Origin of the sequence: Cytobacillus solani (genome assembly GCF_006704205.1) — a bacterium.
Taxonomy (GTDB): Bacteria; Bacillota; Bacilli; order Bacillales; family Cytobacillaceae; genus Cytobacillus; species Cytobacillus solani.
In genome coordinates, this window is record NZ_CP041305.1 from 3,153,096 (window position 1) to 3,180,033 (window position 26,938).

General features: G+C 39.0%; 23 protein-coding genes. 15 read left to right on the forward strand and 8 right to left on the reverse strand.

From position 1 onward, the window contains the following. Positions 1-2 precede the first annotated feature (2 nt). Positions 3-2,417: a phenylalanine--tRNA ligase subunit beta gene (pheT, locus tag FI644_RS15805; RefSeq protein ID WP_053477246.1), complete on the forward strand. Its 2,415-nt coding sequence runs from the start codon at positions 3-5 to the stop codon at positions 2,415-2,417. A gap of 46 nt (positions 2,418-2,463) precedes the next feature. Here pheT and FI644_RS15810 read toward each other — a convergent pair whose 3' ends face one another. The 7 genes from FI644_RS15810 to FI644_RS15840 all read right to left on the reverse strand — a co-directional run bounded on the left by FI644_RS15810 (position 2,464) and on the right by FI644_RS15840 (position 9,737). Further along, positions 2,464-2,655, reverse strand: a complete 192-nt coding sequence (locus tag FI644_RS15810; RefSeq protein ID WP_053477245.1) for a twin-arginine translocase TatA/TatE family subunit — start codon at positions 2,653-2,655, stop codon at positions 2,464-2,466. 17 nt (positions 2,656-2,672) lie between these two features. Continuing rightward, positions 2,673-3,584 (reverse strand): 4Fe-4S binding protein, encoded by a 912-nt coding sequence (locus tag FI644_RS15815; protein WP_056685939.1) that lies wholly within the window; start codon positions 3,582-3,584, stop codon positions 2,673-2,675. A 40-nt stretch (positions 3,585-3,624) separates the two neighbouring features. After that, a complete protein-coding gene (locus tag FI644_RS15820; protein ID WP_053477243.1) occupies positions 3,625-4,473 on the reverse strand; it encodes a dimethyl sulfoxide reductase anchor subunit family protein in 849 nt (282 codons plus the stop codon). A gap of 75 nt (positions 4,474-4,548) precedes the next feature. Beyond that, the gene (locus tag FI644_RS15825) at positions 4,549-5,082 is read right to left on the reverse strand and encodes a DMSO/selenate family reductase complex B subunit (RefSeq protein ID WP_056685936.1); all 534 of its coding nucleotides are present in this window, start codon (positions 5,080-5,082) and stop codon (positions 4,549-4,551) included. Between the two features lie 20 nt (positions 5,083-5,102). Then, the gene (locus FI644_RS15830; protein ID WP_142108603.1) at positions 5,103-7,679 is read right to left on the reverse strand and encodes a molybdopterin-dependent oxidoreductase; all 2,577 of its coding nucleotides are present in this window, start codon (positions 7,677-7,679) and stop codon (positions 5,103-5,105) included. A gap of 15 nt (positions 7,680-7,694) precedes the next feature. Next, on the reverse strand, positions 7,695-8,393 hold the full coding sequence (locus tag FI644_RS15835) for a TorD/DmsD family molecular chaperone (RefSeq protein ID WP_053477240.1): 699 nt from the start codon (positions 8,391-8,393) through the stop codon (positions 7,695-7,697). Between the two features lie 21 nt (positions 8,394-8,414). Then, the gene (locus FI644_RS15840) at positions 8,415-9,737 is read right to left on the reverse strand and encodes a radical SAM protein (protein WP_053477239.1); all 1,323 of its coding nucleotides are present in this window, start codon (positions 9,735-9,737) and stop codon (positions 8,415-8,417) included. Positions 9,738-9,959: 222 nt separating this feature from the next. Here FI644_RS15840 and FI644_RS15845 point away from each other — a divergent pair, with 222 nt between their 5' ends. Genes FI644_RS15845 through FI644_RS15855 form a run of 3 tightly spaced genes read left to right on the forward strand, consistent with a single transcriptional unit; the run spans position 9,960 to position 13,770 of the window. Next, positions 9,960-11,183, forward strand: a complete 1,224-nt coding sequence (locus FI644_RS15845; RefSeq protein ID WP_172797663.1) for a PucR family transcriptional regulator — start codon at positions 9,960-9,962, stop codon at positions 11,181-11,183. A 30-nt stretch (positions 11,184-11,213) separates the two neighbouring features. Beyond that, the gene (locus FI644_RS15850) at positions 11,214-13,238 is read left to right on the forward strand and encodes a molybdopterin-dependent oxidoreductase (protein WP_053477237.1); all 2,025 of its coding nucleotides are present in this window, start codon (positions 11,214-11,216) and stop codon (positions 13,236-13,238) included. Between the two features lie 43 nt (positions 13,239-13,281). Further along, positions 13,282-13,770: a 4Fe-4S dicluster domain-containing protein gene (locus tag FI644_RS15855; protein WP_231690136.1), complete on the forward strand. Its 489-nt coding sequence runs from the start codon at positions 13,282-13,284 to the stop codon at positions 13,768-13,770. A 136-nt stretch (positions 13,771-13,906) separates the two neighbouring features. On the opposite strand, the gene rnhC is transcribed toward FI644_RS15855, so the two are convergent. Further along, entirely contained in the window at positions 13,907-14,845 is a 939-nt protein-coding gene (gene rnhC / locus FI644_RS15860; RefSeq protein WP_053477235.1) for a ribonuclease HIII, read from the reverse strand. Positions 14,846-14,976: 131 nt separating this feature from the next. Here rnhC and zapA point away from each other — a divergent pair, with 131 nt between their 5' ends. The 11 genes from zapA (at position 14,977) to trxA (ending at position 26,899) form a co-directional block, all read left to right on the forward strand. Further along, complete coding sequence (gene zapA, locus FI644_RS15865) at positions 14,977-15,237, forward strand: cell division protein ZapA (RefSeq protein ID WP_053477601.1); 261 nt, start codon at positions 14,977-14,979, stop codon at positions 15,235-15,237. A gap of 7 nt (positions 15,238-15,244) precedes the next feature. Further along, entirely contained in the window at positions 15,245-15,784 is a 540-nt protein-coding gene (locus FI644_RS15870; RefSeq protein WP_053477234.1) for a CvpA family protein, read from the forward strand. A gap of 357 nt (positions 15,785-16,141) precedes the next feature. Beyond that, complete coding sequence (gene polX, locus FI644_RS15875) at positions 16,142-17,809, forward strand: DNA polymerase/3'-5' exonuclease PolX (RefSeq protein WP_246067086.1); 1,668 nt, start codon at positions 16,142-16,144, stop codon at positions 17,807-17,809. A gap of 23 nt (positions 17,810-17,832) precedes the next feature. Then, entirely contained in the window at positions 17,833-20,187 is a 2,355-nt protein-coding gene (locus tag FI644_RS15880; protein ID WP_053477233.1) for an endonuclease MutS2, read from the forward strand. 18 nt (positions 20,188-20,205) lie between these two features. Continuing rightward, positions 20,206-20,613 (forward strand): DUF350 domain-containing protein, encoded by a 408-nt coding sequence (locus tag FI644_RS15885; RefSeq protein ID WP_053477232.1) that lies wholly within the window; start codon positions 20,206-20,208, stop codon positions 20,611-20,613. Between the two features lie 276 nt (positions 20,614-20,889). Next, positions 20,890-22,593 (forward strand): long-chain-fatty-acid--CoA ligase, encoded by a 1,704-nt coding sequence (locus FI644_RS15890; protein ID WP_053477231.1) that lies wholly within the window; start codon positions 20,890-20,892, stop codon positions 22,591-22,593. A gap of 421 nt (positions 22,594-23,014) precedes the next feature. Beyond that, complete coding sequence (fadR, locus tag FI644_RS15895) at positions 23,015-23,599, forward strand: fatty acid metabolism transcriptional regulator FadR (protein ID WP_053477230.1); 585 nt, start codon at positions 23,015-23,017, stop codon at positions 23,597-23,599. 27 nt (positions 23,600-23,626) lie between these two features. After that, the gene (locus tag FI644_RS15900) at positions 23,627-24,400 is read left to right on the forward strand and encodes an enoyl-CoA hydratase (RefSeq protein ID WP_053477229.1); all 774 of its coding nucleotides are present in this window, start codon (positions 23,627-23,629) and stop codon (positions 24,398-24,400) included. Positions 24,401-24,612: 212 nt separating this feature from the next. Then, on the forward strand, positions 24,613-25,386 hold the full coding sequence (locus tag FI644_RS15905; protein WP_053477228.1) for an electron transfer flavoprotein subunit beta/FixA family protein: 774 nt from the start codon (positions 24,613-24,615) through the stop codon (positions 25,384-25,386). Between the two features lie 40 nt (positions 25,387-25,426). Further along, on the forward strand, positions 25,427-26,404 hold the full coding sequence (locus FI644_RS15910) for an electron transfer flavoprotein subunit alpha/FixB family protein (RefSeq protein WP_053477227.1): 978 nt from the start codon (positions 25,427-25,429) through the stop codon (positions 26,402-26,404). Positions 26,405-26,584: 180 nt separating this feature from the next. After that, complete coding sequence (trxA, locus tag FI644_RS15915) at positions 26,585-26,899, forward strand: thioredoxin (protein WP_142108604.1); 315 nt, start codon at positions 26,585-26,587, stop codon at positions 26,897-26,899. Positions 26,900-26,938 lie beyond the last annotated feature (39 nt).

The following is a 26,938-nucleotide window of genomic DNA, read 5'->3' on the forward strand; positions in this document are numbered from 1 at the left end:
TTATGTACGTATCATATAAATGGCTGCAGGAATACGTTGACTTATCCGGCGTTTCCCCTGAAGAACTAGCGGAAAAAATTACGAAGAGCGGAATTGAAGTGGAAGGCGTAGAAGCCCTTAATAAAGGAATCAGCGGCGTTGTCGTTGGTCATGTTCTTGAAAGAGAGCAGCATCCAAATGCAGATAAATTAAATAAATGTTTAGTTGATATTGGTGCAGAAGAACCTGTACAAATCATCTGTGGAGCACCTAATGTTGATAAGGGTCAAAAAGTAGCAGTAGCAACCGTTGGAGCGGTTCTGCCAGGCAATTTCAAAATTAAAAAAGCAAAGCTGCGTGGAGAAGAGTCAAACGGGATGATTTGTTCACTGCAAGAATTAGGATTTGAAAGCAAGCTCGTTGCAAAAGAATTTGCAGAAGGCATTTATAACTTCCCTCAAGATGTGGAAGTAGGGTTAAATGCAATCGAGCAATTACATCGTGATGATCAAGTGTTAGAGCTTGGTTTAACACCGAACCGTGCAGATTGCTTAAGCATGCTCGGCGTTGCTTATGAGGTAGCTGCGATTTTGGGCAGAGAAGTGAAGCTTACTGTTTCTCAAGTTGAGACTTCTACAGAAAAAGCTGCTGATTATATTCAAGTGACTGTTGATGCGAAAGAGGATAACCCGTTATATGTGGCAAAAGTGATTAAAAATGTAAAAATTGGTCCTTCTCCACTATGGATGCAAGCAAGATTAACGGCAGCAGGCATCCGCCCGCATAATAATGTTGTCGATATTACAAACTACATCCTGCTTGAATATGGGCAGCCGCTTCACGCTTTTGATTATGACCGTCTTGGCTCAAAAGAAATTCTTGTGCGCAGAGCGAAGGATGGAGAGGAAATTGTTACTCTTGATGAGGCAAAGCGGAAGTTAATTGCTGATCATTTAGTTATTACTAATGGCGAGACTCCTGTTGCCCTTGCAGGTGTAATGGGTGGGGCAAATTCTGAGGTTCAAGCAGACACAACAACTGTTCTTTTAGAATCTGCTTATTTCATTGGGGCACCTGTTCGAAAAGCATCAAAAGACCATGGATTAAGAAGTGAAGCAAGTGCACGCTATGAAAAGGGTGTTGATCCTAATCGAGTAAGACCAGCTGCAGAGAGAGCGGCACAGCTTCTTGCAGAATATGCAGGTGGCGAAGTACTGGAAGGTTCAGTCGAAGCTGATTCCTTAACAGTTGAGCCAGCAGTTGTTTCCGTAACTTTAGAGAAAATTAACCGTGTTCTTGGAACAGGGTTAACGATGAAGGATGTAGAGGATATATTTGCTCGTCTGCAATTTGAAACAGCGACTGACAATGGAACGATCGTTGTAACTGTGCCAACACGACGCGGGGATATTACGATTGAAGAAGACTTAATCGAAGAAGTGGGCCGATTATATGGCTATGATAATCTTGTTTCCACGCTTCCAATCGGATCAGCTACACCAGGCCATCTTTCACCATACCAAAACAGGCGGAGAATGGTTCGCCGCTATCTTGAAGGGGCTGGGCTTTATCAAGCTGTTACGTACTCTTTAACAAACGAAGCGAAAGCAGCACAATATGCGCTTGAAAACCGTGAGCCTGTAAGATTAGCGATGCCGATGAGTGAAGATCGGAGCATTCTTCGCCTAAGCATCATTCCACAGCTGCTTGAAGTGTTAAAATACAATGCGGCACGTCAGCATGACAGCCTTGCTTTATATGAAACAGGTGCTGTATTTTTAGCGAATGGATCAGATGAATTGCCTGAAGAAAGAGAGCATCTTGCTGGTGCAGTCACTGGCTTATGGCAGACTCACCCATGGCAGGGAGAGAAGAAGCCTGTAGATTTCTTTGTTGTTAAGGGAATCCTTGAAGGGTTATTTGATAAGCTTGGGATTGCAAGCGCAGTAGAATTCCGCCAATCTGAAAAGGATGGTCTGCATCCTGGAAGAACGGCAGAAATCTATTTGTCAGGAACATCTGTTGGTTTTGTTGGTCAAACACATCCAACAGTGGAAAAAGAATATGATTTAAAAGAAACGTATGTGTTTGAATTATCGCTTAAGGCGATTTTAGAGGCAGAAGTATCACCATTGCATTATGTAACAATTCCGCGTTTCCCATCCATTACACGTGATATTGCACTAGTTGTCGATAAGGAAAAAGCTGCAGGTGAATTGGATGCTATTATTAAAGAGGCTGGCGGAGCTTTACTGAAGGAAGTCCAAGTGTTTGACTTGTATGAAGGGGAGCGAATGGAGGCTGGCAAGAAATCAATTGCCTTCTCATTAAAATATTTTGATCCTGAACGCACGTTAACAGATGAAGAGGTTGTAAAAGCACATGATAAAGTATTAAATGCAGTGAAAGAAAAGGCTGGAGCTGTATTGAGAGGATAAGGATGAGGGGATGCTGCTTAGCATCCCCTTTTAATATCGATTACTTTTAAGTCTCTTTTATTTCCTTTTCTAGATCTCTTTCATCATTGTCATCGATTAACCCCTTCGTAGATCTTTTGAACTCTTTTAAAGATTGTCCCATCGCTCGTCCAATTTCTGGGAGCTTTTTAGGACCGAAAATAATGAGAGCAAGGACAAGAACAATGATTAAACCTGGTATCCCAATATTTGATAGCATGAGTCACACATCCTTTTTTATTTTAGAAAGGTACCAAATGATTCCCTCTTTTTGCACATTACACATTTGTCATTATTTATAGACAACGTTTTATATTTGCTATTACAAGTGGTACATTCCTTTGTATAAAGTGAATGAGAAATCTTTACTGCTGGCTGAATTTTCTCTTCAACTGTAATTGCCTTTTCAGGACAGATATCTTGGCATAGCATGCATCCTGAGCAGCGTTGAGCTGATAGTGTAAAATCTGTTTCAGTTATTTGCAAACAATTCTTTTTACAAAGCATTTGACAAGCTTTGCAAGTAGTACATTTGCTAGTATCTAGCGATATAATCGTAAATTGATCATTCGGGTAAAAGATAGATAGATCTAATTCCCTGTGGTTAAAGCGCCATTTTGCAGGTGCTATTTGTTTCATTGTTGATTGAGCTTCTTTTTTCCATATGGAGAAAACTTCTCTCCGCGTATATTTCTCTTCTTTTATTTCTCCTTTTTTTCTCTGAATGGAAAAGGGAGGTTCATTAAGCTGCTTTAATCGGTCGTTCGCTTCCGAAACAGCCTGTTTCCAGTCGGTATTCACTACTTCTTGTTCATAAATAAGTGTTTTTACGCCCTTTTTATATAATACGAGCAGCTCTCTAATAGAAGGGGGATGTTCATCAGTCGCAATAAGCTGATTTTGATGAATCATTCTTTTTGGAAGAAAGCCTTCAATCGCCTGAGCTGGACATTCCACGATACAGTCCCCGCATTCTGTACATTTTTCATGATTTATAATTGGTTTGCCACTTACGAATGTAATAGCAGCTTCCGTACAGCTATCGAAACATTTACTGCATGTGGAGAGTGGGCTTAGATGCCGGGAACAGGCGTCTAAAACACGAAATTCATAATCGAGACTCTCAATCCACCTGTTTAATAATCCCATCAAAGCCACTCCCTCTCAATTATTTTTGTTTGCTTTAAACCTATGAACCCAGTACGTAAAATACATATCTACTTAATCCTTCAGCGAAGCCAATGACGATTAATGCCGCAAACGCCATAGCAATAGATGTTTTCTTTACAGGTGACAGGGCCATATATCCTAATAAAATTAATCCGAGAATTTCAATTCCCCATCTTAATGCAATGGTTCCCTGATACGCCTCAAGAGAGGAATGTGCAGCAGAAGTCGCAATCATATTGACATCTGTTAAAGATGCAGGGAATAATGCAACACCTATTAGCTGAATGGCGATACCGAATAAAGCAGAATAAAACGATAATCGAACAATCTTTTTTGCTGTGTCGTCCATATTTTTGGCACGTAATGCAGGTACAGTAAAGCTAGCAACAAGAACTGCTCCTAATATAAAGGCTGTTCCATAAAAGGAAGTGAAGGTGTTAATTGAATTCCATCCGCTTACTAATGAATTGGAATAGATCATTGCCATACAGAAAATATCAACAAATCCGATGATAACTGTAGCAATCATCAGCAGTGGGTTGACTTTTTTCTGAACAATCGTAAGTCCAGCTGTTATACAAGCGCTGCCAATAAATACGCCTGTCACAAGAATTTCACGGCTCATCCAAGATGTGCCAATGTTTCTGATTGTGTTCAAGGCATTGCTCGGTGTTCCTAAATGCGCAAAAGATGCAATTAGGCCCACTAATGATAATGCTGCAATAATGATAAGTGGTATCTTCAAAATGGCAAAGGAGTCCTCCTTACCAGCTTTGCTAATTTCACGCTGAAACAGCCATAGCATAAACATTCCGCCAATTGCTGTTTGAACACAAATTGTAAAGATTAATAATGCCCACTCATGCATGGGATTTCCTCCTCTTTTATTGAATTACTTTATCTGAGTAAAAGGGGGCAAGCCCCCGTGATAAACTATGTTTAATTACGAATGAATGACAATATTTGGTTTTGTAATCGATGCACTTGGCATCCCTTTCATTTCATTGACTGTTCCGTATTTAGCCCGCAGCTCGTCAATTGGACCAAATTCAATCGCACGCATTATACAGGAACTTACACATACAGGATCTTCACCTTTTTCACGTAAATCGATACAAGTATCACATTTCGTCATTTTTCCAAGCTCTTCAGAATATTGTGGGGCACCGTAAGGACAATTCCACTCACAGTAGCGACATCCTACACATTTATTATGGTCGACTAAGACAACGCCATCTTCAGCACGCTTGAACATTGCACCAGTTGGGCATCCTTGCATGCACCCAGGTTCATCACAATGATTACAAGAAAGTGAAACGTGATAAATCGACGGCTTAGGATAGCTCCCTTCTTGAAAGTCATATACTCTCCGGAAGTTTCTTCCGACTTCTAAATCATTTTTATCTTTACAGGCTACCGTACATGTTTTGCAGCCCACACATTCAGCTACATTTATATAAAAGCCCATTTGAGCCATAATTTATGACCTCCTTTGAATTAAAATTTGATGATCCGCTGTTCCCATTTCACATCTTCTTCAAGTGGTTCGCCTTTCCATTTTTCAAAATTGACACGAGCTGTATTGAAACCAGAGGATCCCAGTCCTTTTGGAATATGAGGGACGAATAAATTATCAGCTCCGCCTCGATCAATCCCGGTCTTTTCATCAATATCCACCCAAGCTCCATGCGGAAGCCCAATGACACCAGGCATAATGGTTTCGACCACTGCTGCAGGCCGTAAAGACTTCGCATATTCATTTGATAAAAGAACGGTATCTCCATCCTTAATTCCTTTTTCGTCCGCATCTTTTCTACTAATGTAAACAGGGTTAGGCCATGCCTCACGCAGCTGTGGCACATTATCTAACGTACTATGAGAGCGTCTTAAATAATGTGGATTGATCATTTGGTACGGATATTTTCCTTTTTTCTTTGATTCCCAATCTTCAAAAGTCGCTTCATAGCCATGTACTTTTACCTCATATTTTGGAATAGGGGCTATTTCGGAATATGCAGTTTTAGACAATTCATTTATAGCTTTACAATAGATTTCAAATTTTCCACTTTCACTTGATACTGGATTTGCTTCCGGATCGTCGATAAAATCTTTATACGCGATAAAGCCGAAATTATCGCCTGGCTTCCTTGGCACTTGGTAAATTCCTGTATCAACAAACTCTTTAAGTGGAATACGCCCTTTTTGTGGTGTTCCTTCAACACCCCACTCCTTTATATCGTGGGCAGTAATGGTACATAATGGTTCATAGTCAACCCCGTTATCTTTCATCACCATACTACCTGCAAGTTGATTAAAGTATTGCTGTTCTTCTGTAATCGGGAATACTTCTTTCGGATCTTTTCCTAATTTTTTCAATAGAGCCTTTGCAATCTCTTGGTCTGTTTTTGATTCATACAATGGTTCAATGATTTTTGACCAATTGATAAGGATTTCACGGTTTCCACCTTTCACTGCTCCAGCTGTTTCCCATTGGGTAGCAACAGGTAACACAATATCGGAATACTTTGCATTTGTTGTTAAGGCATACGCATTTGTGACAACAAATTCAACTTCTCTATGGGCTTTTATCCCTTTTGCAATATTGCTTCGAGTTTGTAGATGATTCTCATAGTTATGGTAAATAAATTGGATGTTTACGTTTCTTTCTTTTTCATATCTTTGTAGGAATTTCCCATCTAATACAGCATCCCACATTTCATTTTCATTAATTTGATTGTCAATAGGGTTCGTTATGGAAGGTAGGCCTTTCCCACCAGCGGTTAAAAGGAATGGCCCCATATTCCCTGCATATTCCCAACAGCTAACCCCAGTCATTTTTCCAGAACCACCCATTTGCCCGGTCATCATTCCGAGTGTTGAAAAGGCTTGAACCCAGCCTTCCCCATTAGCAATTCGAGCAGGCGCCCATGCTGTTAATAAAGCAACTCGTTCTGTGCCGCCGATTTCACGGGCAAGTTCACGAATTTTACTTGGTTCTACCCCACAAATTTCCGCTGCCCATTCAGGTGTTTTTGGTTGACCGTCATAGGTTCCTAATAAATAGTCCATAAAATTATCTTTTGGATCTGCTCCTTCTGGCATATGAGCTTCATCAAATCCGATTGTATATTTATTTAAGAAATCCCATTTTACCAATGGATTTGTAGCAGGATTGTCTTCATCAAGCAATGTATACATGATGCCGAAAGCTAATGCATCGTCTGTTCCTGGTCTAACGGGAACCCAATCTGCATCAAATACATTTGCAGAATCAGTATAAATCGGGTCAATTGTAATGAATCGAGCACCTGCCTTTTTTGCTTGTAAAAAGTTGTAAGTGACACTGCCCATAGAGCTCCAAGCTGGATTAGCGCCCCATAGGACGATTAATTGGGAATTTCTTAAATCAATTCGGTCGTTGATTCCATTTACAATTAGGCCTTCTCCAATCCCCATGTTTTCCCATATCCATCGCCAAGCACCCCATGAAGAGCTGCCATAACAAGCACTAAATCCACCGATTGCTGACATCGCACTTCTTATATTTGCATCCCCACCAGTTACCATGATGGCTTCATTGCCATACTTTCCTTTAATTCTTTTTGTCTCAGATGCGACAATATCGAGCGCCTCATCCCAAGAGAGTCGAACCCACTGATCTTTCCCGCGAAGTTCCTTCTTGCCTCCGCCAGGCTCCCAATTCTTTCGTTTCATTGGATATTTCAATCGATCTGCATTAAATACTTGATGACGTTGTGAGCGACCTCTTAAACAGCCACGCTGTTGTGGGAAATCTGGACTATCTTCATGCGTATCATCCGTTTTTTGTCGAATCACAACCCCGTCTTTAATGAGCACCTTATTTAGACAGCGGCCACCACAGTTATGCCAGCATGCAGCTGTTTTCCAGATGCCTTCATCATCTGTTTCTGCTATCCCGATATTATTGTCCGCTTTTGCAACTAACCCACGGCTAACTGGGATCGCTGTTGTTACTGCAATTGCGGAGGTCCAACCGATAAATGCTCTTCTAGACATTTTAAAATCTTTGATTTTACTCACGATATCAAGCATTCTACTTGCCCCCTCTTATAAAGTGTCTATAGTCATAAGTTCTTGAAGAACCTCTGAATCTATCAGTAAATAATGATGTAATACTTGTGCTAGTCCAATGAAAAATGATGTATTTGCTTCTTTCATGACTAATCGACTGAATTCAGGTACGAATTTAAGCAGATGGTCATCGATAAATCTTTGTTGATCCCGAAGCAATTGCCTTAAGCCTTTGCTTTCATTTTGTTCAGCCAATTTTATACAACGTTCATTGAGGTGATAAATAAAATCAAGCTCAAGTCCGATATGATCATCCGCTTCAATATTAAAATCACTGACAATAATACCGTATTTATCATAATAGCCTCGCACATTCATTGTTGTTCCTTGAAATAAAAGCCGATCCTTCCTCACATAAGAAGATTCCCAAGGAGGTGTTGTCAATTCAAAAGGTCCGACAAACAATCTTGTATAATCCCAATGCAAGTCATCATAATGATGTTCAATAGTAAGGACATCATGAGTGGACAGGTATGACTTTATCTTGTTCAATCCTTCTTGGATCTCTTCTGAATCCTCTTTAAATGGAAATAAATCGATCATGTTTTTCTGAATAAATGGTTTCAAATATTCTTTAGATGGCTCCTCAACGAAAAACCTTCGTAAAATGTCGTAGGCAAAACGTCTTGCGTGAAAAATATTATTTAACTCTGTTAGAGCTACTCTTTCTTCCATTGCTATCCCTCCTAAAAGCACTTAGCTTACATCTCCTAATTGAAATAAAGTGGGTGTTGTCCAATCAATGCTGACCTCGCGGATGATGCTTTCTTTATTATCGAATTCGATGATGCATGAAACGATTGCAATTTCAATGTTGATACCCGCTAATTGTTTGATGGCCTCAATAGGAAACTGAATGAAGTCGTATTGTTGATTGAATTCGAATATTATTTTGTTTTTTTTGAGCAGGGCGATTACTTTTTGCTTGTCCTTTCCAAAAACTTTAGCTGTTTTAAAGAAATAATCTTGATTTGAAAAGGAATACGTTTTATCCACCACTTGATTATGGTTTTGCTGATAGATTTGGCCCGTGAATTTATTTTCAAGAGAACAGTAATGAACACCGAGCTTTAATTTTTGCTCAATCGCAAACTCTGTAAGCGCAAGACATAGTTCTTCACTCATTGATATTGCTAATCCACCTGCATACCAGTAGTTATAATACATTTCGTAAGGTGGGTTTTTTAGTTTGAATCCTCGATCGATAAAAGGCTTAGGGTCTTTAAGTGGGAAGCAGAACTCTAGTAAGTTGATTCCGAAAATATCCAATTTATCTAATTCGATAAGCAGCTCTTTCATTTCATCCAATGTTCCTGGAATGACAGGCATTTCAACTAAGACATTAGGAATATAGCGTTTTGCTAATTCGATTTTCCCTAAAATATGCTTTCGCTTCTGCGGTGAATCCTCCATCTTTATGCTAAAGCGAATTTCATTTAAGTCAGCATCTCCTAATTGTTGCAGGAGCTCTTCAGTTAAAAGGTCACCAGCCGTATATAATCTTGTATAGCCTTCAGGTACTTTTTCTTTTGCAAATTGGAAAAATTGGATCGTTTCATTTTTAAATAAAAGAGGTTCTCCTCCTGTTAATGCGATGTGCTTTAATTTGTATCCTGCATCGATTAATTCTGCTAATTCATTCCGAGCATCTCTCTTGTTTTCTAAAAAGTGCATATAATTATCTTGATTTTCATTGAAACAAAAATAGCAATTACGGTGGCATTTCATTGAAACAAAGGTTGTATAGCTGTCTGTACCTGTTTGACATGCTTCACAGGCACTTGATATTCGATTAATATAGATGCTTTTATTATTATTTCGGAAATGTGCTCGTTTCTCTTTTAATCTAGTAAGTGTTCTTTCTCTTTCATTGGCCAGTTGAGCCAGCTCAAGTTTTAAACCGAAGGACTCAATAGTTTCCAATGTGTCACTCTCTATATTCGTGAATAATTGAGCATATCGTAAATAAGATTGGTTTTTAATCATATACATGCTATCTTTTGTAACTTTCTTTATCATTTTCTCACTCCTTTTGTGAAAACAATCACATTTCAACCCTGCTTTTATTATAGAAAATCGCACCTTCTTAAGATATATAACCGATGCACAAAGATAACCGTCTATTTTTGTACGGTTGGACAATGAGTTTTTTACGTTCCTGTGACATCCATTGTTCCTGATGGCACCTTCATATATGATGAGGGTGAGCGACCCAGTAAAGATCAGAAAGGAATGGATTTAGTGGAAAATACTTTCTTTGTCCCGGATTACTTACATGATTTGCTTGTCGCTTCAGAAAAAGGGTTAAAGGGGATTTGTGCAGAGTTAGCGAGTCTTTTGTCGTTTCCTGTAATCATAACGGATCCTTTATTTAACCAGTTGGCAACTGAGCAAGTCGTGAATAAAGTGGAAATTAACTATATAGATAATCAATATAGAGAAATTACTGGGGATAAACCAGCAGTCGTCAATTGTCAATTAACATCTGATGGTGTCCCCACAAAGGGAATTTGTTCGGCAATCATATTGGATGGTCGATTAAGGGGCTATTTATTTGTTCAGATAGATGAGGTATCTGATGAGACAATCGCACGAATTCATTCGATTATTGCTTACGCATCTTCATTATGTTCACTCGAATTACGAAAAAAGCTGGAATTGAAACAGGAGCGGCAGCAGTTTAAGGAAGCTTTTATCTATGACTTGCTCTACGGAAATATGAAGCAAAAAGATGAGATAATCTCCTATGGGAATATATGGGGATGGGATTTTACCCAATCACATACAATTATTGTTTTTTCATTAGTAGATTTTGATTATTATTCAGAGGATCAGAAACGTATTGATTCTATGTTTTTTCTAATTGAAAGAGTACTGATTGAAAGCAATCTAAAACCAATAGCAATGAAAAAGCGTGGAGAAATCGTTGTTATTTATCAGATACCTGGTGAAGAAATGGACAAAAATGAGTATGTAATTAAAGAGTTTATTCAGCGGGTAATGACCCAAGCCGAAATAATGGATATGAATACTCGAATTGCCACAGGGATTGGCAGGGAAAGTACAAATCCAGAGGAGCTTTATAAGAGCTACCAAGAGGCAAAGGTTGCATACGAAGTTGGGTTATTATTGAATATTCATACACCATTTTTTAATGGGTTAGGACTGGAACGAATTCTATATAAACACGATTTACAAGACGTAAAAGAATACTATGATCACACATTAGGTAAATTGGAGAAATATGATCAAGTTCATGGAGGCGAGCTAATGCATACGCTCGAATTCTATGCGGCCAATCAATATGACTTAACAAAGACGGCTGAAGCACTGTTTCTTCATCGTAATACATTGCGGTATCGCTTTAAAAAGGTCGAAGAAATTTTAGATAAGAAGCTAGATGATATGAACGTCAGATTAAATATCACTGCCGCCTTTAAGATTAGACAGCTCAGGAAAATTTAACCTTAGAAAAAGTGCAGGTGCTAAAAGCTGATGGAAATTTACAGACATGCTTGTCCTCGTAATTGTTTCTCAACATGTGGAATGCTATCGTACATTGAAGACGGAAAACTAATGAAGGTTTCTGGTGATGCGAAGCATGGCTATAATCAAGGGCGTTTGTGTGCAAAGGGATATGCCTATACCCAATATGTATATAATCCTTATCGATTGAAACATCCAATCAAACAGACGCCAAGGGGCTCAGGGAATTGGGAAAGAATATCATGGGAAGAGGCATACGATACCATTGCTGACAAAATCTTAGAGTTAAATAAAAGATACGGATCCAATCTCGCTTCTGGCTATAATAAATTTTCCGGTAATATCGGTTTGCTTCATTATGCAGTTGAGGGGATGTTTAATAGTATAGGTCCACATACGAAACCGATAGGAAACCCATGTTTAATAACTGGTGAGCAAGCCATGAGAAAGTCTTTTGGTCAAATGAACAGCATGATGCCAGAAAAAATGGCGAAAATGAATGCAATTGTTATTTGGGGAGCAAACCCAGCTGTTACAAATGTCCATCAAATGAAGTTTATTTTACAGGCACGGCAAAAAGGGGCAAAACTAATTGTCATTGATCCTGTTTTTACAAGAACAGCGGCAACAGCTGATATCTTTATTCAAATCAACCCAGGGACAGATGGATGGCTTGCGCTTGGAGCTGCTAAGCTTCTTATTCAATCAGAGTCGTATGATCAAGAATTCGTCCGAAATCAAACAGTGAACTGGGAAGAATTTCACCAATATGTGAATGAACAAGTCGATTTACATGAAGTTTGTCGTCAAACAGGAATAGCACTTGATGTGATATGTGAACTTGTGAGCATATATTCAATGGCTGAACCTTGTGCGACCTGGATTGGCTTTGGGATTCAACGAAATGTAAATGGGGGGAAAAATATTAGTGCAATCAACACATTAGCCGTGTTGGGTTGTCATTCTGGACAAGAGAACAGGTGTGTTTACTATTCACATAGTGGGATAGATGACTTTCCGGTTAATCTCCTGAACCATGAAGAACCAGAACATCCAATCGTTCTACATTCTAGAGAAATTGATATTAATAATTTTGCAGAAAATGCTAGTAAGCTAGTGGATCCACCATTGAAGTTATTATGGATTGCCTTGCGTAATCCCCTTTCACAAGACCAGGATTTTCAGGCATGGGAATCATTAATGAACGAACTTGAATTAATTGTCACTGTTGATTTATTTATGACGAAATCTGCGGAGATGTCTGATATCGTCCTGCCAGCCGCAAGTCATTTTGAAGAAATGGATTTAAATGTTAGTTATTGGCACCACTGGTTGTCCATAAATGAAAAGGCAATCCCTCCATACTATGAAGCAAAAAGTGATTTGCAAATCGCAAGAGAATTAATGAAAAAACTGAATGACCGTTCTCCAGGCTTCTCTAATTTCCCTTCGGAACGCGAACCGATTGATTGGATTAGAATGGAATTAACTCCATCAGTAAAGAAGCTGTATTCGGTAGAGTGCATTGATGACTTACTAGAAGGTCCTCGGTTACGGACAGAGGAAGTATCTAATTCATCTTCAAGTTCATTCAAATTCCGTCTTTTTTCCCAAGGGAACAAGGGTACTTCCACACATTTTATTAATAGGAGAAAGACAGATGTTGAAGAATCATATCCATTTCAACTGCTAACCCCGCAATCTTTACTGAAGATTCATTCACAATATGAGACGATGCCTTGGCTGAATCAAGCTGCAGAGCAAGAAGTTGTTGAACTTTCCGAATATGCAGCAGAAAAGAATGGGATTATGGAAGGGGATAAGGTTGAATTATTCAATCAAAATGGAAAAATAGCAGCAATTGCTAGAATAAGCCGATTTCTCCCTCAAAAGGTGATCTTAGTAAAACAAGCAGGGAAAAATCCTATCAATCGATTAATCGTTCATAGGCCACAGGAAAACAAAGAGAAATCCAGTATGAATTTTTATGACAGCAGCGTAAATATCCGGAAATGGCGTGAGAAAAATGGTTAAACAAATGGGGTTCGTGTTTAATGTGGATCTTTGTTTCGGTTGTATGGCTTGCGAAATTGCCTGTAGAAATGAAAATCAGACGGATAGTACAGTGAGGTGGCGAAAGGTTTCTAGACTTATAGATGATACCTTCTTGTCCGTTTCCTGTAATCATTGCAACAGTCCAGAATGTTTTCGGGTTTGCCCAGAGAATGCCTTCACAAAACGAGGGGATGGAATTGTGCATATTAATTCCGATCTTTGCACAGGCTGTGGTTTATGTATTGAAGCTTGTCCATATGGGGCACCCCAGTATGATCCAGTAACACAGAAGGCAAGTAAATGCCATATGTGTTACCCTCGCCAAGATAGGGGGCTGCCTCCTGCATGTGTTGAATCCTGTTCTACAGAAGCGTTAACGTTTGTTGATTTAAATACATTTTGTGATAAGAAAATGGTCGGTACAATTCCAGGTTTCCCGGATACTCGATTAACAAATCCTTCGATTGCTTTTTATCCTGCAAAGGAGAGAAATAGATATTTCTTAAAATAAGCTAATAAATGAAAATGCGAGCTCCCAGTCGCATTTTCATTTATTCTTTGTATGTTGATGCTTAAAATCGAATGGCTATTTCTGCATTTGCAAAGAATTCAGTAGGATTTTATTTCTATTTTTCATGGCTGCCTATTTAACTGTACTTTTTCCTATATATGTTCATTGCCTTCTCCGTATTTGCAAAATGCAGCTTAACAAATGTCGGTAAAGAGTCCTTTCCTTTTTCGTGAATCAGCCTGGCAGCTGCTTCATCCACTTTCGAACCAGCACCTTTTGTTAGTGTAAACCCAGCTACCTTGCTTAAATTTTCAAAATGCCTGACAAATGCATATCTTGCTAAAATGGATGCGGCAGCAACTGCGAGATGAACACTCTCTGCTTTTGTGCTGAAAAAGACATTGTTCCTCTGGATGATTTTTTCATTTTTAAGATACTGATAGTAGATTTCCTTTTTAGCAAATTGGTCAATTAAAATAGCATCAGGCTGTTCGGGTGCAATCTTTCCGAGCACATGTCCGATTGCTTGGTTATGAAGGAGTGCTTTCATTTTTCCTTGCGACATGCCGGATTTCTGAAGCTTATTGTATTTTTCATTATGTAAGGTTAAAAGGCTATGTGGAACAATATCTTTAATTTGTTTCGCAATGCTGATGATTTGTTCATCTTTCAGGTTTTTAGAGTCCTTCACACCTAACTCTTTTAATAATGGAATCTGTTCCTTTTTTACATACGCAGCAACAACTGTAATGGGTCCAAAGAAATCACCCGTACCTACTTCATCTGAGCCAACAACAGAAAGCGTTTCAAATTGATCTGGCAGATAGGTACTTGTGGTGCTCTTCTTTTTCTCAGGGCTTTCTGATAAGATCGATTTCCCCCATTTGGCTGCTTCGACTTCGCAGCCACCGCCTTGAAACAATACCTTGCCTGATTTATAAGCTGTGATTGCGCAAGTGGGTGTTTTCGCAGCAAATACACTTCCAGGAGGGAGTTTATCGATAAGATAGGATTGATAGTATCGTTTCATTTCATCTATTTCATTCATTTTTTTTACTAAAACAGTATTTCCCATAGCTTTCACCTTTTTCAATTAGTGGTGTACAAAAGATAGATTCTATTAAGTTATGACAAGCTTCTACTTCCCACGTTTTTATGTTCATGTTATGATATTGTGTAGGATTCTTAAGAATGGGGGCATAAATGTTGTCAGATGTACAAAAAAACCGTACAAGTGTTGATATATATGGAACGCAGTATATCATTTTAGGTACTGAAAGCCCCGGTCATATTCGCCTCGTAGCTTCAATGGTTGATGAGAAAATGCGTGAAATCAGCTCGAAGAATCCCTCCCTTGACAGCAGTAAACTCGCCGTATTAACAGCAGTCAATATCGTTAATGATTATATTAAGGCGAAGGATCGTTTAGAGCAGCTTGAAAATGAATTAAAAAGAGTAAAGGACTGAATAAGTCATGCTAGATCTCGCAATCATTATTATTTTAGTTTTTGGTTTCTTTATCGGTTTAAAAAGGGGCTTTATCCTTCAAGTTATCCATTTGATTGGCTTCATCCTTGCATTTATTGTAGCCAATATGTATTATGAAAAACTTGCTCCTAAGCTAACATTATGGATTCCATACCCAAGCTTTGGTGATCAATCTGCCTTTCAAATGTTATTTGATCAGGCCAATCTTGAAGATGCATACTATCGCGCAATTGCCTATGTCGCCATTTTCCTTGCTGTGAAAATTGTGCTTCAGATTATTGGCAGTATGCTTGATTTTGTAACAAATCTGCCAGTACTTAAACAGTTAAATGTTTGGGCAGGAGGTATTTTAGGATTTGCAGAAGTATATCTTATCATGTTTATTTTATTATACATAGCTGCGCTCGTACCAGTAGAAATAATACAAACCCATTTAAATGATTCATTTATGGCTAAAGGAATCATTAAACATACGCCAATATTTTCACAGCAAATTAAAGAGATGTGGATCGAATATATAGGTTGAGTAACTTCTCTGAAATAGAGAAGTTTTCTTTTTATAAGATAAGAATGTATAACTTTGGAGTTAAAGAATTGTCTAGCTCCAGCGCCTATCGCCTATCAAACTTCGGGTCTCCTCCCTACGATAAGTCAACATCGAATCGCTATCGCTCTTCGTGTTTCCTTTATCTCAGTCGGAGCCCCTCCAGTTTGTACGGCGATGACCAAGGCGCTTGCGCTTTTCTAATTAGCGATTCTCATGAAAGTATGACAACCTATAATAGAGAAAACAATACTAAAAAAGAGTTCGTCAATAAGGTAGGTGCGTTCTGTGATAGATAAAAAAGATGTCATTCGGCTACTGGAAACAATAGCTATTTATATGGAGCTAAAAGGAGAAAATACGTTTAAAATAGCGGCCTTTCGAAAAGCTGCTGCCGCACTTGAAGCAAATGATGAAAGCTTAAATGAAATAGAAGATTTTACGAAGCTGCCTGGGATCGGAAAGGGTACATCCGCAGTGATTATTGAGTATATGAAAGAAGGAAAATCTACTGCTCTTAAAGAGTTGAAGGAAGCGGTTCCAAAGGGGCTGATTCCGCTTCTGCAGCTTCCTGGATTAGGCGGGAAGAAAATTGCTAAGTTAAATAAAGAACTAGGCATTGAGAATGCTGCGGATTTAGAGGAAGCGTGCATAAAGGGGCAGGTACAAGCACTTGCGGGTTTCGGAAAGAAATCAGAAGAAAAGATTCTTGCTGCCCTTCGAAATGCCGGAACAAGACCGGAAAGGCTGCCAATCGCCTATATGCTGCCAATTGCAGAAGCGATTGAAGAGCAGCTGCAGCACGTTAACGAAATCAAGAAGTTTTCTCGTGCGGGAAGCTTACGAAGAGTGAGAGAAACAATAAAAGACTTAGATTTCATTATTGCAACAGAAAATCCTTCAGCGGTAAGGGACGAACTATTAAAGCTTGCAAACATAAAAGAAACAATCGCAGCTGGAGACACAAAGGTTTCTGTTATTTTTGAATACAGCTATGATATATCTGTAGATTTCCGTCTTGTTAAGCCTCATGAATTTATCACAACTCTTCACCATTTCACAGGCTCAAAAGAGCATAATGTGCGCATGAGGCAGCTAGCGAAGGAACGCGGCGAAAAAATTAGTGAATATGGGGTAGAGAATATCGAAACAGGTGAAATGTTAACCTTTTCATCAGAAGAAGCATTTTATCGCCATTTCGGACTCCCTCTCATACCACCTGAGATCAGGGAAGACGGAAAAGAAGTTGATGAGTACACTGAGGCTTATGGTATAATTTCTCTTGCTGATATTAAGGGAGATTTACATATGCACTCAACCTGGAGTGATGGGGCTGCATCCATTGAGGAAATGGTAAAGGCCTGTATCAAAAAAGGCTATAAATATATGGCAATTACGGATCATTCCCAATATTTAAAGGTTGCGAACGGACTCACCCCAGAAAGATTAAGGCAGCAAAAGGAAGAAATTAAACGTTTGAATGAACAGTATGAGGAGATTACCATTTTATCAGGTGTAGAAATGGATATATTGCCTGATGGGTCTCTTGATTATGATGATGAATTACTTGCTGAAATGGATCTTGTTATTGCATCCATCCACTCTGCATTTTCACAATCAAAGGAAAAAATCATGGACCGATTAAAAAATGCGATGAGGAATCCTCATGTTGACATCATCGCCCATCCTACGGGCCGAAAGATCGGCATTAGAGAAGGCTATGAAGTGGATATTGATATGCTCATAGAACTGGCAAAAGAAACGGATACGGTACTTGAATTAAATGCCAATCCTAATCGTTTAGATCTCGCACCTGCGTATATTCAAAAGGCTCAGGAAGCTGGAGTAAAAATTGTTATTAATACAGATGCACATAAATTGGAGACATTAAACCACATGGACATTGGGGTCTCCACAGCAAGTAAAGGGTGGATTAAGAAAAACTCTGTCCTTAATGCTATGGATACGGAAGAATTATTGTCATTTTTGTCGAGAAAGCAAAAATGAATGGAATAGGAGGTAGAATCCTCATGCAGGAACGTATTTTAAGAGTACTTGAATTTCATAAAGTGAAGGATCAGCTAGTTGAACATGTGTCCTCTTCACTAGGGAAAAGAAAAGCGGAAAGTTTAATGCCGTCAATTGACTATGCCGAGGTAGTACGCTGGCAAGAGGAAACAGATGAGGCGGTTAAAGTATTGCGTATAAAAGGAAATGTGCCTCTTGGAGGAATCTTTGATATTCGCCCGCATGTTAAACGGTCTGTTATAGGTGGAATGCTCAGCCCACAAGAACTGACTCAAGTTGCGAGCACCATCCATGCAAGCAGACAAATCAAAAGGTTTATTGAAGAATTTGTGGATGAAAGAAGCAGCCTCCCCATCTTGTTAGACTACGTGAGCAGATACAATGTGCTAGCTAATTTAGAAACAACAATAAAAAATGCCATAGATGATAATTGGGAAGTGCTTGATAGTGCGAGCGAAGCCCTTCGATCTCTCCGCAATCAATTACGTACGAAGGAATCGCGAGTGCGTGAGCGGCTAGAAAGTATGATTCGTTCTTCAAATGCACAGAAGATGCTTTCTGATGCGATTATTACGATTCGAAATGACCGCTTCGTTATCCCGGTTAAGCAGGAGTATAAGGGACATTACGGCGGAATTGTTCATGATCAAAGTTCCTCTGGGCAAACATTATTTATTGAACCGCAATCGATCGTTCAATTAAATAATGAACTTCAGGAAATACGTGTGAAGGAACAGCAGGAAGTTGAACGAATTTTGATTGAACTTTCGGGTAAGGTTTCTGAAGAAAGTGCGGAGCTTGAAATCATTGTTGACGTGCTGGCGGAAATTGATTTTATGTTTGCTAAGGCTCGTTACAGTAAACGAATGAAGGGAACAATGCCACAAGTAAATAATGAAGGCCGAATTTCTCTATTTAAAGCACGTCATCCGCTTATTCCAGCTGATGAGGTAGTGGCTAATGATGTGACATTAGGGAAAGACTTTACAACCATTGTTATTACAGGTCCAAATACGGGCGGGAAAACAGTCACATTAAAGACGGTTGGCTTATGTACGTTAATGGCACAAGCAGGCTTGCAGATCCCTGCATTGGATGGGTCTGAAACAGCTGTCTTCGGTGCTGTTTATGCCGATATTGGGGATGAACAATCAATAGAGCAGAGTCTAAGTACCTTCTCATCACATATGGTGAATATCGTTGATATCCTAAATAAAGTGGATGATAACAGCCTTGTTCTTTTTGATGAATTAGGAGCGGGTACAGATCCGCAAGAAGGAGCTGCACTTGCTATCTCGATTCTTGATGAAGTGTATAAACGAGGAGCAAGGGTAATAGCAACAACTCATTACCCTGAATTGAAGGCATACGGCTATAATCGAGAAGGAGTCATTAACGCGAGTGTAGAATTTGATATTGAGTCATTGAGTCCTACATACAAGCTGTTAATTGGCGTACCAGGGCGAAGCAATGCGTTTGAAATATCCAAAAGGCTAGGTTTAAATGATGAGGTGATTCGGACTGCGCGTTCCTATATTAGCGCAGACAGCAATCAGGTTGAAAATATGATTGCCTCATTGGAAGAGAGCAAAAGGATTGCCGAGACTGAGCGGGAAGAAGCAAATGACTTCCTAAAAAGTGCCGAAAAGCTGCATAAGGATTTGCAGAAGCAAATGATTGAATTTTATGATCAAAAGGATACACTTCATGAAAAAGCCGCTGAAAAAGCCGCTGCGATTATTGAGCAAGCAAAAGCTGAAGCAGAGAAAATCATTAGCGATTTAAGAAAAATGCGCATTGAAAAGGCTGCAGAAATAAAAGAACATGAACTTATTGATGCAAAAAGACGATTAGAAGAAGCAGCACCGAAAATAAACAAAACGAAAATATCAGTAAAAGGGAAAGAAAAACACACCTTTACTAAAGGGGATGAAGTTAAGGTATTAAGCTTTGATCAAAAGGGGCATCTCATTAAAAAGACCTCTGACAACGAGTGGCAAGTGCAAATAGGAATCCTGAAAATGAAAGTCGCTGAAAAAGATTTAGAGTTCATTAAAAGTCCAAAACCAGTTGAAACAAAACCAATGGCGATTGTAAAGGGAAGAGATTTCCATGTTAGTCTTGAATTAGACTTAAGGGGAGAGCGATACGAAAATGCCTTGCTGCGTGTTGAGAAATATATTGATGATGCACTTTTAGCTGCTTACCCTCGTGTTTCTATTATCCACGGAAAAGGAACAGGTGCGTTAAGACAAGGAGTACAGGAATATTTACGCAATCATCGTGCAGTTAAGAATATTCGCTTTGGTGAAGCTGGTGAAGGCGGTTCTGGTGTCACCGTAGTAGAATTTAAATAATTGGCGGGGAGAATGGGTATGAACCAATTCTGGGAAAATGAGTTTGTGCAAACGGCTGGGTATTTTAGTGTTGTTATCCTCTGTATGATTGTTTTTCTGGCCATTTTTGAACTGGTCACAAAATACAAAAACTGGGAAGAAATAAAAAATGGAAACGTCGCAGTTGCTATGGCTACCGGGGGGAAAATCTTTGGAATTGCTAATGTTTTTCGGCATTCCATTATGCATAATGATAAATTGCTAATGATGATCAGCTGGGGGGTCTTTGGATTTATCCTTCTGCTTATCGGTTATTTTATATTTGAATTTTTAACTCCAAAATTCAATATAGACAAGGAAATCGAAAATAATAATAAGGCTGTTGGCTTAATTTCAATGATTATTTCAATTGGCTTGTCCTATATTATTGGTGCTGGAATTTCTTAAGGAGCGATCATTCACGTGGAAAAATTAGCAAAAGTATTATTTGTCCTATGTGGTGTATTTATTCTGCTAGGTGCTTATTATGTGTTTTTTTAAGCCTAATCATTAATAACTTTTTTAAGTAAATCGTCATATTCATATGGCGATTTTTTATATATGTTTAATTTCCATATAAGCGTTTAGGCTTATTCTAATTGTCATGTAATCCTCATTATATTATAATAGGAGCGAACAGTTTGAATGTTCGAAAAATTTATTTAGTATAAAGGAGGGACTACAATGTTAGAACAAAAGCCATGGCTTAAAAATTATCCGGACGAAATCCCCTCAACTTTGAATTATATAAAGCAATCCGTCCAGGATTATTTAAAAAAGGCTGCAGATGAGCATCCGAATAAAATCGCTATTCACTTTATGGGCAAGGAATATACCTTTAGTGAAATCTATGAATCTGCATTGAAATTTGCTGGGTATCTACAAGAAATGGGAATTGAAAAAGGCGATCGGGTAGCCATTATGCTGCCGAATATGCCGGCTGCAGTGATAAGCTATTATGGAATATTAATGGCTGGAGGAGTGGTTGTTCAAACGAATCCGCTTTATATGGAACGTGAGCTTGAATACCAAATGAAAGATTCAGGTGCAAAGGCAATCATCACAATGGATATATTATTTCCGCGTGTAACAAAAGTGATGGCTCAAACGGATTTGCAGCATGTAATTGTAACCGCTATCAAAGACTTCCTCCCCTTTCCAAAAAACTTGATCTATCCATTTATTCAAAAAAAGCAGTATGGAATAGTTGTGAACGTTAAGCATGAAGGCAATCATCATTTATTAACTGAAATATTAAAGCAGCCAAATCGAAAGCTAAAGGAGTATGACTTTGATTTCGAAGAGGATTTAGCCTTATTACAATACACTGGGGGGACAACAGGTTTTCCAAAAGGTGTGATGCTTACTCATCGAAATCTTGTTTCGAATGCTGCCATGTGCCGTGCGTGGTTGTATAAAACAACACCAGGACAGGAAGTTGTATTGGGGATTTTACCGTTCTTCCATGTATACGGGATGACCACCGTTTTAATTTTGTCCGTGATGGATGCTAATAAAATGGTATTGCTCCCGAAATTCGATGCTGAGACGACACTTAAAACGATTCAAAAACAGCGGCCAACATTATTTCCTGGAGCACCAACCATCTATATTGGTCTATTGAACCATCCAGATTTGAAAAAGTATGACCTATCATCGATTGATTCATGTATTAGCGGCTCGGCGGCACTGCCAGTTGAAGTCCAGCAAAAATTTGAAGAAGTGACTGGCGGAAAGCTTGTTGAAGGGTACGGGCTAACAGAATCCTCTCCTGTTACACATGCAAACTTCCTTTGGGATCGCCCACGTGTAAAAGGAAGCATTGGCGTGCCATGGCCGGATACAGATGCTGCTATTTTTTCAATGGAAACAGGTGAGCAATTGCCGCCAGGTGAAGTAGGAGAAATAGCTGTTAAAGGCCCGCAAGTTATGAAAGGGTATTGGAATCGCCCAGATGATACGGCAGATACATTAAGGGATGGCTGGCTCCTAACAGGCGATCTTGGTTATATGGATGAAAGCGGATATTTCTATGTTGTTGATCGGAAGAAAGATATGATTATTGCTGGGGGCTACAATATTTATCCTCGAGAAATAGAAGAGGTTCTTTATGAACATCCAGCAGTACAGGAAGTTGTTGCAGCTGGTGTACCAGACCCTTATCGGGGAGAAACAGTTAAAGCTTATATTGTTTTGAAAGATGGGGCGACTGTTAGTGAGGAAGAGCTAAATAAATTTGCTAGAAAGCATCTTGCTGCGTTTAAGGCACCTAGAATTTATGAATTTCGTGATGAGCTTCCGAAAACAGCGGTTGGCAAAATTCTGAGAAGAGCATTAGTGGATGAAGATAAAAAGAAGATTCAAGCTGAACAAGAAAAACGGGCTTAATCCAGAGACCGATTTATCGGCTCTTTATTTTCGAACTTATTAGCTTGTCCGTATTCTCTACAGTAGTTATTCTAAATGAAGTCGGTTATAATAATATTTATCCCGTAATTTCTTGACAGAAATGAATAGTGCCACTATTATAAAAATATGAATGATGATTCATTCATTATCAAAAATGCTCTATATATACACATCAAAGTAATAGCTTGAAATTGTCAAAGATAAGAAAGTAAATAATTTTTGTCTTTGGGAGTTGTCTAGCTTCAGCGCCTATCACCTATCAAACTTCAGGTCCCCTCCCTACGATAAGTCAACATCGGTTCGCTCTCGCTCACCGTGTTTCCTTTATCGAAAGAACCGGCCCTTCCAGTTTGTACGGTGATGACCAAGGCGCTTGCGCATTTCTTGGAGGAGGGAAAGTTTGAAAAAGAATAAACCGAAATATCGCCAAATCATTGATGCGGCTGTCATTGTTATCGCAGAAAATGGCTACCACCAGGCTCAAGTTTCAAAAATTGCTAAACAGGCTGGTGTAGCTGATGGAACCATCTACTTATATTTCAAGAATAAAGAAGATATATTAATCTCTCTCTTTCAAGAAAAAATGGGTAATTTTGTAGAAATGGCAGAAGAGAAAATTGTAGGGACAGAATCTGCTGCCGAGAAATTGCGAATGATTGTAGAAACACATTTTCAAATTCTTTCAGATGACAGGCATCTGGCAATTGTCACTCAATTAGAGCTGCGACAATCAAACATAGATCTCCGTCATAAAATAAATGAAGTGCTAAAAGGGTATCTTGCCTTAATCGAACAAATTTTAATGAATGGAAAAGAAAGCGGCGAATTTTCTTCCACTCTTGATATAAGGTTGGCTAGGCAGATGATTTTTGGTACGATGGACGAGACAGCTACCACATGGGTGATGAATGATCAAAAGTATGACATCACAGCTTTAGCAGACCCGGTTCACAAGTTACTTCTTAATGGGTTCATGAGGAGCTAGCACAGTCAGCCAAAAAGGGGGATGGAAATGGAATTTTTAAATTGGTCTTATCAGGATATGGTTGCAACGATTACGATTAACAGACCGCCTGCAAACGCTCTTTCATCAGGCGTGTTAAAGGAATTATCTGCTGTACTTGATGAAGTAGAATCAAATGATGAGATTCGAGTGGTTTTGATTCAGGGTGAGGGCCGATTCTTTTCTGCAGGAGCTGATATTAAGGAATTCACTACAATTGAAACGGGCGATGCATTCGCTAAATTGTCTACATATGGGCAAGACCTTTTTGAACGAATGGAAAGATTTCCAAAGCCTATTATTGCAGCCATTCATGGGGCCGCTCTTGGCGGTGGTTTAGAGCTTGCAATGGGATGCCATTTCAGGCTAGTTGCGGATAATGCAAAGCTAGGATTGCCAGAGCTGCAGCTAGGACTAATACCTGGATTTGCTGGGACTCAGCGTTTGCCTCGATATGTCGGTGCTGCAAGAGCTGCTGAAATGCTGTTTACGAGTGAGCCGATCACAGGACTAGAGGCTGTTCAATACGGATTAGCCAACCATGCGTATCCGGAAAGCGAGCTTTTAGAAAATGCTTATAAATTGGCAAAGAAAATTGCCAAGAAAAGCCCTGTTTCTATTAAAGCTGCAATCGAACTATTAAATTATTCCAAAACAGACAAGTTCCTAGATGGGGTCAAAAAGGAAGCAGAGCTCTTTGGAGAAGTGTTCGTTTCTAATGATGGAAAAGAAGGAATCTCAGCTTTTATCGAAAAAAGAGAACCGAAGTTTACAGGCAAATAGAAATTGCATGAATATTCGTTTTCAAAGAACTAGTTATCTATTATAATAGTTTGTAAAGGGAGATTCTTATCTCTTTTTATGCAATAAATTATCATAATCTTTTGAAGTGGTGAAATGTTTCTATTTGTCACTTACTAGCTTCTAGAACCTAGGGGTATCTATTTACTGCCTCTGGTGAAGGGCTTCCACTTTTTATAATTAGGAGGGAAATCATGAACATCTATGTTTTAATGAAAAGAACCTTTGATACAGAGGAAAAAATCACGATTTCAGGTGGGCAAATAAATGAAGATGGTGCAGAATTTATTATTAATCCGTATGATGAATATGCAATAGAAGAAGCAATCCAAGTGCGTGATGCACAAGGTGGAGAAGTTACTGTTGTTTCTGTAGGGAATGAAGAAACAGAAAAGCAGCTGCGAACGGCATTAGCAATGGGAGCAGATAAAGCCGTTTTAATTAATACAGAAGATGATTTAGATTATGGAGATCAATTTACGACTGCGAAAATTCTATCTGAATATTTAAAGGATAAGGATGCTGACTTAATCATTGCAGGTAATGTTGCAATTGATGGCGGTTCTGGCCAAGTTGGACCACGAGTAGCAGAGCTTCTGAATATCCCTTATGTAACGACAATTACGAAGCTGGATATTGCTGGAAGCAATGCAACAGTTGTACGTGACGTAGAGGGAGATTCTGAAGTTATTGAAACAACTCTTCCACTTTTAGTTACTGCACAACAAGGATTAAATGAACCTCGTTATCCTTCACTTCCGGGGATTATGAAAGCGAAGAAAAAGCCGCTTGATGAACTTGAGCTTGATGATCTTGATCTTGAAGAAGCTGATGTAGAAGCAAAAACAAAAACAATTGAAATCTATTTGCCGCCAAAGAAAGAAGCAGGGAAGGTGCTTGAAGGCGAGCTTGCTGATCAAGTAAAAGAACTCGTGAATCTTCTTCATACAGAAGCGAAAGTAGTCTGATCGAATATTCAAGAATATGAACGCAGGGGGTAAAACTCGAATGGCTAGAAAAATTATCGTATTAGGTGAGGTCCGTGATGGATCATTGCGTAATGTATCTTTTGAAGCAGTAGCAGCAGCAAAAATAGCATCAGAAGGCGGAGAAGTTGTCGGTGTTCTAATTGGCGATTCTGTAAGCGCTTTATCCGGAGAGTTAATCCACTATGGTGCGGATCGTGTAATTACAGTTGAAGATGAAAAATTAAAGCAATATACACCAGACGGATACTCACAAGCATTGATGGCAATTGTTGATGCTGAAAGTCCAGAAGGTCTAGTATTCGGTCATACATCATTAGGCAAGGACCTTGCTCCTAAAGTTGCGGCGAAATTAAATTCAGGCTTAATTTCTGATGTTACCGGCTTAGAAGTTGCTGGCGGAAATTTAGTTTTTACTAGACCAATTTACTCTGGTAAAGCTTTTGAGAAGAAAATCGTTACAGATGGTTTAGTTTTTGCAACGATTCGTCCCAATAATATTAGCCCATTAGAAAAAGACGAATCTAGAACTGGAGAGGCATCTTCTCTATCAGTTGATATTAAAGATCTTCGTACCGTTATTAAAGAGGTTGTGCGCAAAGCAAGTGAAGGCGTTGATTTATCCGAAGCAAAAGTAATTATCGCCGGTGGACGTGGAGTGAAGAGTGAAGAAGGATTTGAACCATTAAAAGAGCTTGCAAAAGTTTTAAATGGTGCTGTTGGCGCCTCTCGTGGAGCGTGTGATGCGGATTATTGCGATTACTCCTTACAGATTGGCCAAACAGGAAAAGTAGTTACTCCTGATCTTTATATTGCATGTGGAATTTCAGGTGCGATTCAGCATCTTGCAGGAATGTCTAATTCTAAAGTAATTGTTGCCATCAATAAAGATCCAGAAGCAAATATCTTTAAAGTAGCTGATTATGGAATTGTCGGCGATTTATTTGAAGTTGTACCGATGCTAACAGAAGAGTTTCGAAAAATATTAGTAAATGCTTAATAACAATACGGGCGGCCTGTGCCGCTCGTTTTCTTCATTACGTAGGGCTTTGCTATTGTTCTGCATATTAAAAAGGCTTTAAGGGGAAATTACAATTTGAAGCAAATAGATAGCATCATTACATAAACGATGATATACTGTCGTTAGAATTTGAGTAGAATTTTTTAGGAGGAAATAAATATGGCAATTACAAATGTGACAGATCAAACTTTTACTAATGAAACGGCTTCAGGCGCAGTGCTTGTAGATTTCTGGGCTCCATGGTGTGGACCATGTAAAATGATCGCTCCAGTATTAGAAGAAGTGGATGCTGAAATGGGTGATAAAGTAAAAATCGTTAAGCTTGATGTGGATGAAAATCAAGGAACAGCAGCTAAATACGGTGTGATGAGTATTCCAACTTTACTAGTTCTTAAAGACGGAGAAGTTGTGGATAAGGTTGTTGGCTTCCAGCCGAAAGAAGCACTTGTTGAACTTCTTAGCAAACATGCGTAAATAAATAAGGTTGTTTTTGTAAATTTGCAGAGTTGATTG

Excerpts from the sequence above, each read along its gene's own strand:
- pheT (WP_053477246.1), top strand. The coding sequence starts at position 3 with ATGTACGTATCATATAAATGGCTGCAGGAATACGTTGACTTATCCGGC.
- FI644_RS15810 (WP_053477245.1), bottom strand. The coding sequence starts at position 2,655 with ATGCTATCAAATATTGGGATACCAGGTTTAATCATTGTTCTTGTCCTT.
- FI644_RS15815 (WP_056685939.1), bottom strand. The coding sequence starts at position 3,584 with ATGGGATTATTAAACAGGTGGATTGAGAGTCTCGATTATGAATTTCGT.
- FI644_RS15820 (WP_053477243.1), bottom strand. The coding sequence starts at position 4,473 with ATGCATGAGTGGGCATTATTAATCTTTACAATTTGTGTTCAAACAGCA.
- FI644_RS15825 (WP_056685936.1), bottom strand. The coding sequence starts at position 5,082 with ATGGCTCAAATGGGCTTTTATATAAATGTAGCTGAATGTGTGGGCTGC.
- FI644_RS15830 (WP_142108603.1), bottom strand. The coding sequence starts at position 7,679 with ATGCTTGATATCGTGAGTAAAATCAAAGATTTTAAAATGTCTAGAAGA.
- FI644_RS15835 (WP_053477240.1), bottom strand. The coding sequence starts at position 8,393 with ATGGAAGAAAGAGTAGCTCTAACAGAGTTAAATAATATTTTTCACGCA.
- FI644_RS15840 (WP_053477239.1), bottom strand. The coding sequence starts at position 9,737 with ATGATAAAGAAAGTTACAAAAGATAGCATGTATATGATTAAAAACCAA.
- FI644_RS15850 (WP_053477237.1), top strand. The coding sequence starts at position 11,214 with ATGGAAATTTACAGACATGCTTGTCCTCGTAATTGTTTCTCAACATGT.
- FI644_RS15855 (WP_231690136.1), top strand. The coding sequence starts at position 13,282 with ATGGCTTGCGAAATTGCCTGTAGAAATGAAAATCAGACGGATAGTACA.
- rnhC (WP_053477235.1), bottom strand. The coding sequence starts at position 14,845 with ATGGGAAATACTGTTTTAGTAAAAAAAATGAATGAAATAGATGAAATG.
- FI644_RS15870 (WP_053477234.1), top strand. The coding sequence starts at position 15,245 with ATGCTAGATCTCGCAATCATTATTATTTTAGTTTTTGGTTTCTTTATC.
- polX (WP_246067086.1), top strand. The coding sequence starts at position 16,142 with ATGGAGCTAAAAGGAGAAAATACGTTTAAAATAGCGGCCTTTCGAAAA.
- FI644_RS15880 (WP_053477233.1), top strand. The coding sequence starts at position 17,833 with ATGCAGGAACGTATTTTAAGAGTACTTGAATTTCATAAAGTGAAGGAT.
- FI644_RS15885 (WP_053477232.1), top strand. The coding sequence starts at position 20,206 with ATGAACCAATTCTGGGAAAATGAGTTTGTGCAAACGGCTGGGTATTTT.
- FI644_RS15890 (WP_053477231.1), top strand. The coding sequence starts at position 20,890 with ATGTTAGAACAAAAGCCATGGCTTAAAAATTATCCGGACGAAATCCCC.
- FI644_RS15900 (WP_053477229.1), top strand. The coding sequence starts at position 23,627 with ATGGAATTTTTAAATTGGTCTTATCAGGATATGGTTGCAACGATTACG.
- FI644_RS15905 (WP_053477228.1), top strand. The coding sequence starts at position 24,613 with ATGAACATCTATGTTTTAATGAAAAGAACCTTTGATACAGAGGAAAAA.
- FI644_RS15910 (WP_053477227.1), top strand. The coding sequence starts at position 25,427 with ATGGCTAGAAAAATTATCGTATTAGGTGAGGTCCGTGATGGATCATTG.
- trxA (WP_142108604.1), top strand. The coding sequence starts at position 26,585 with ATGGCAATTACAAATGTGACAGATCAAACTTTTACTAATGAAACGGCT.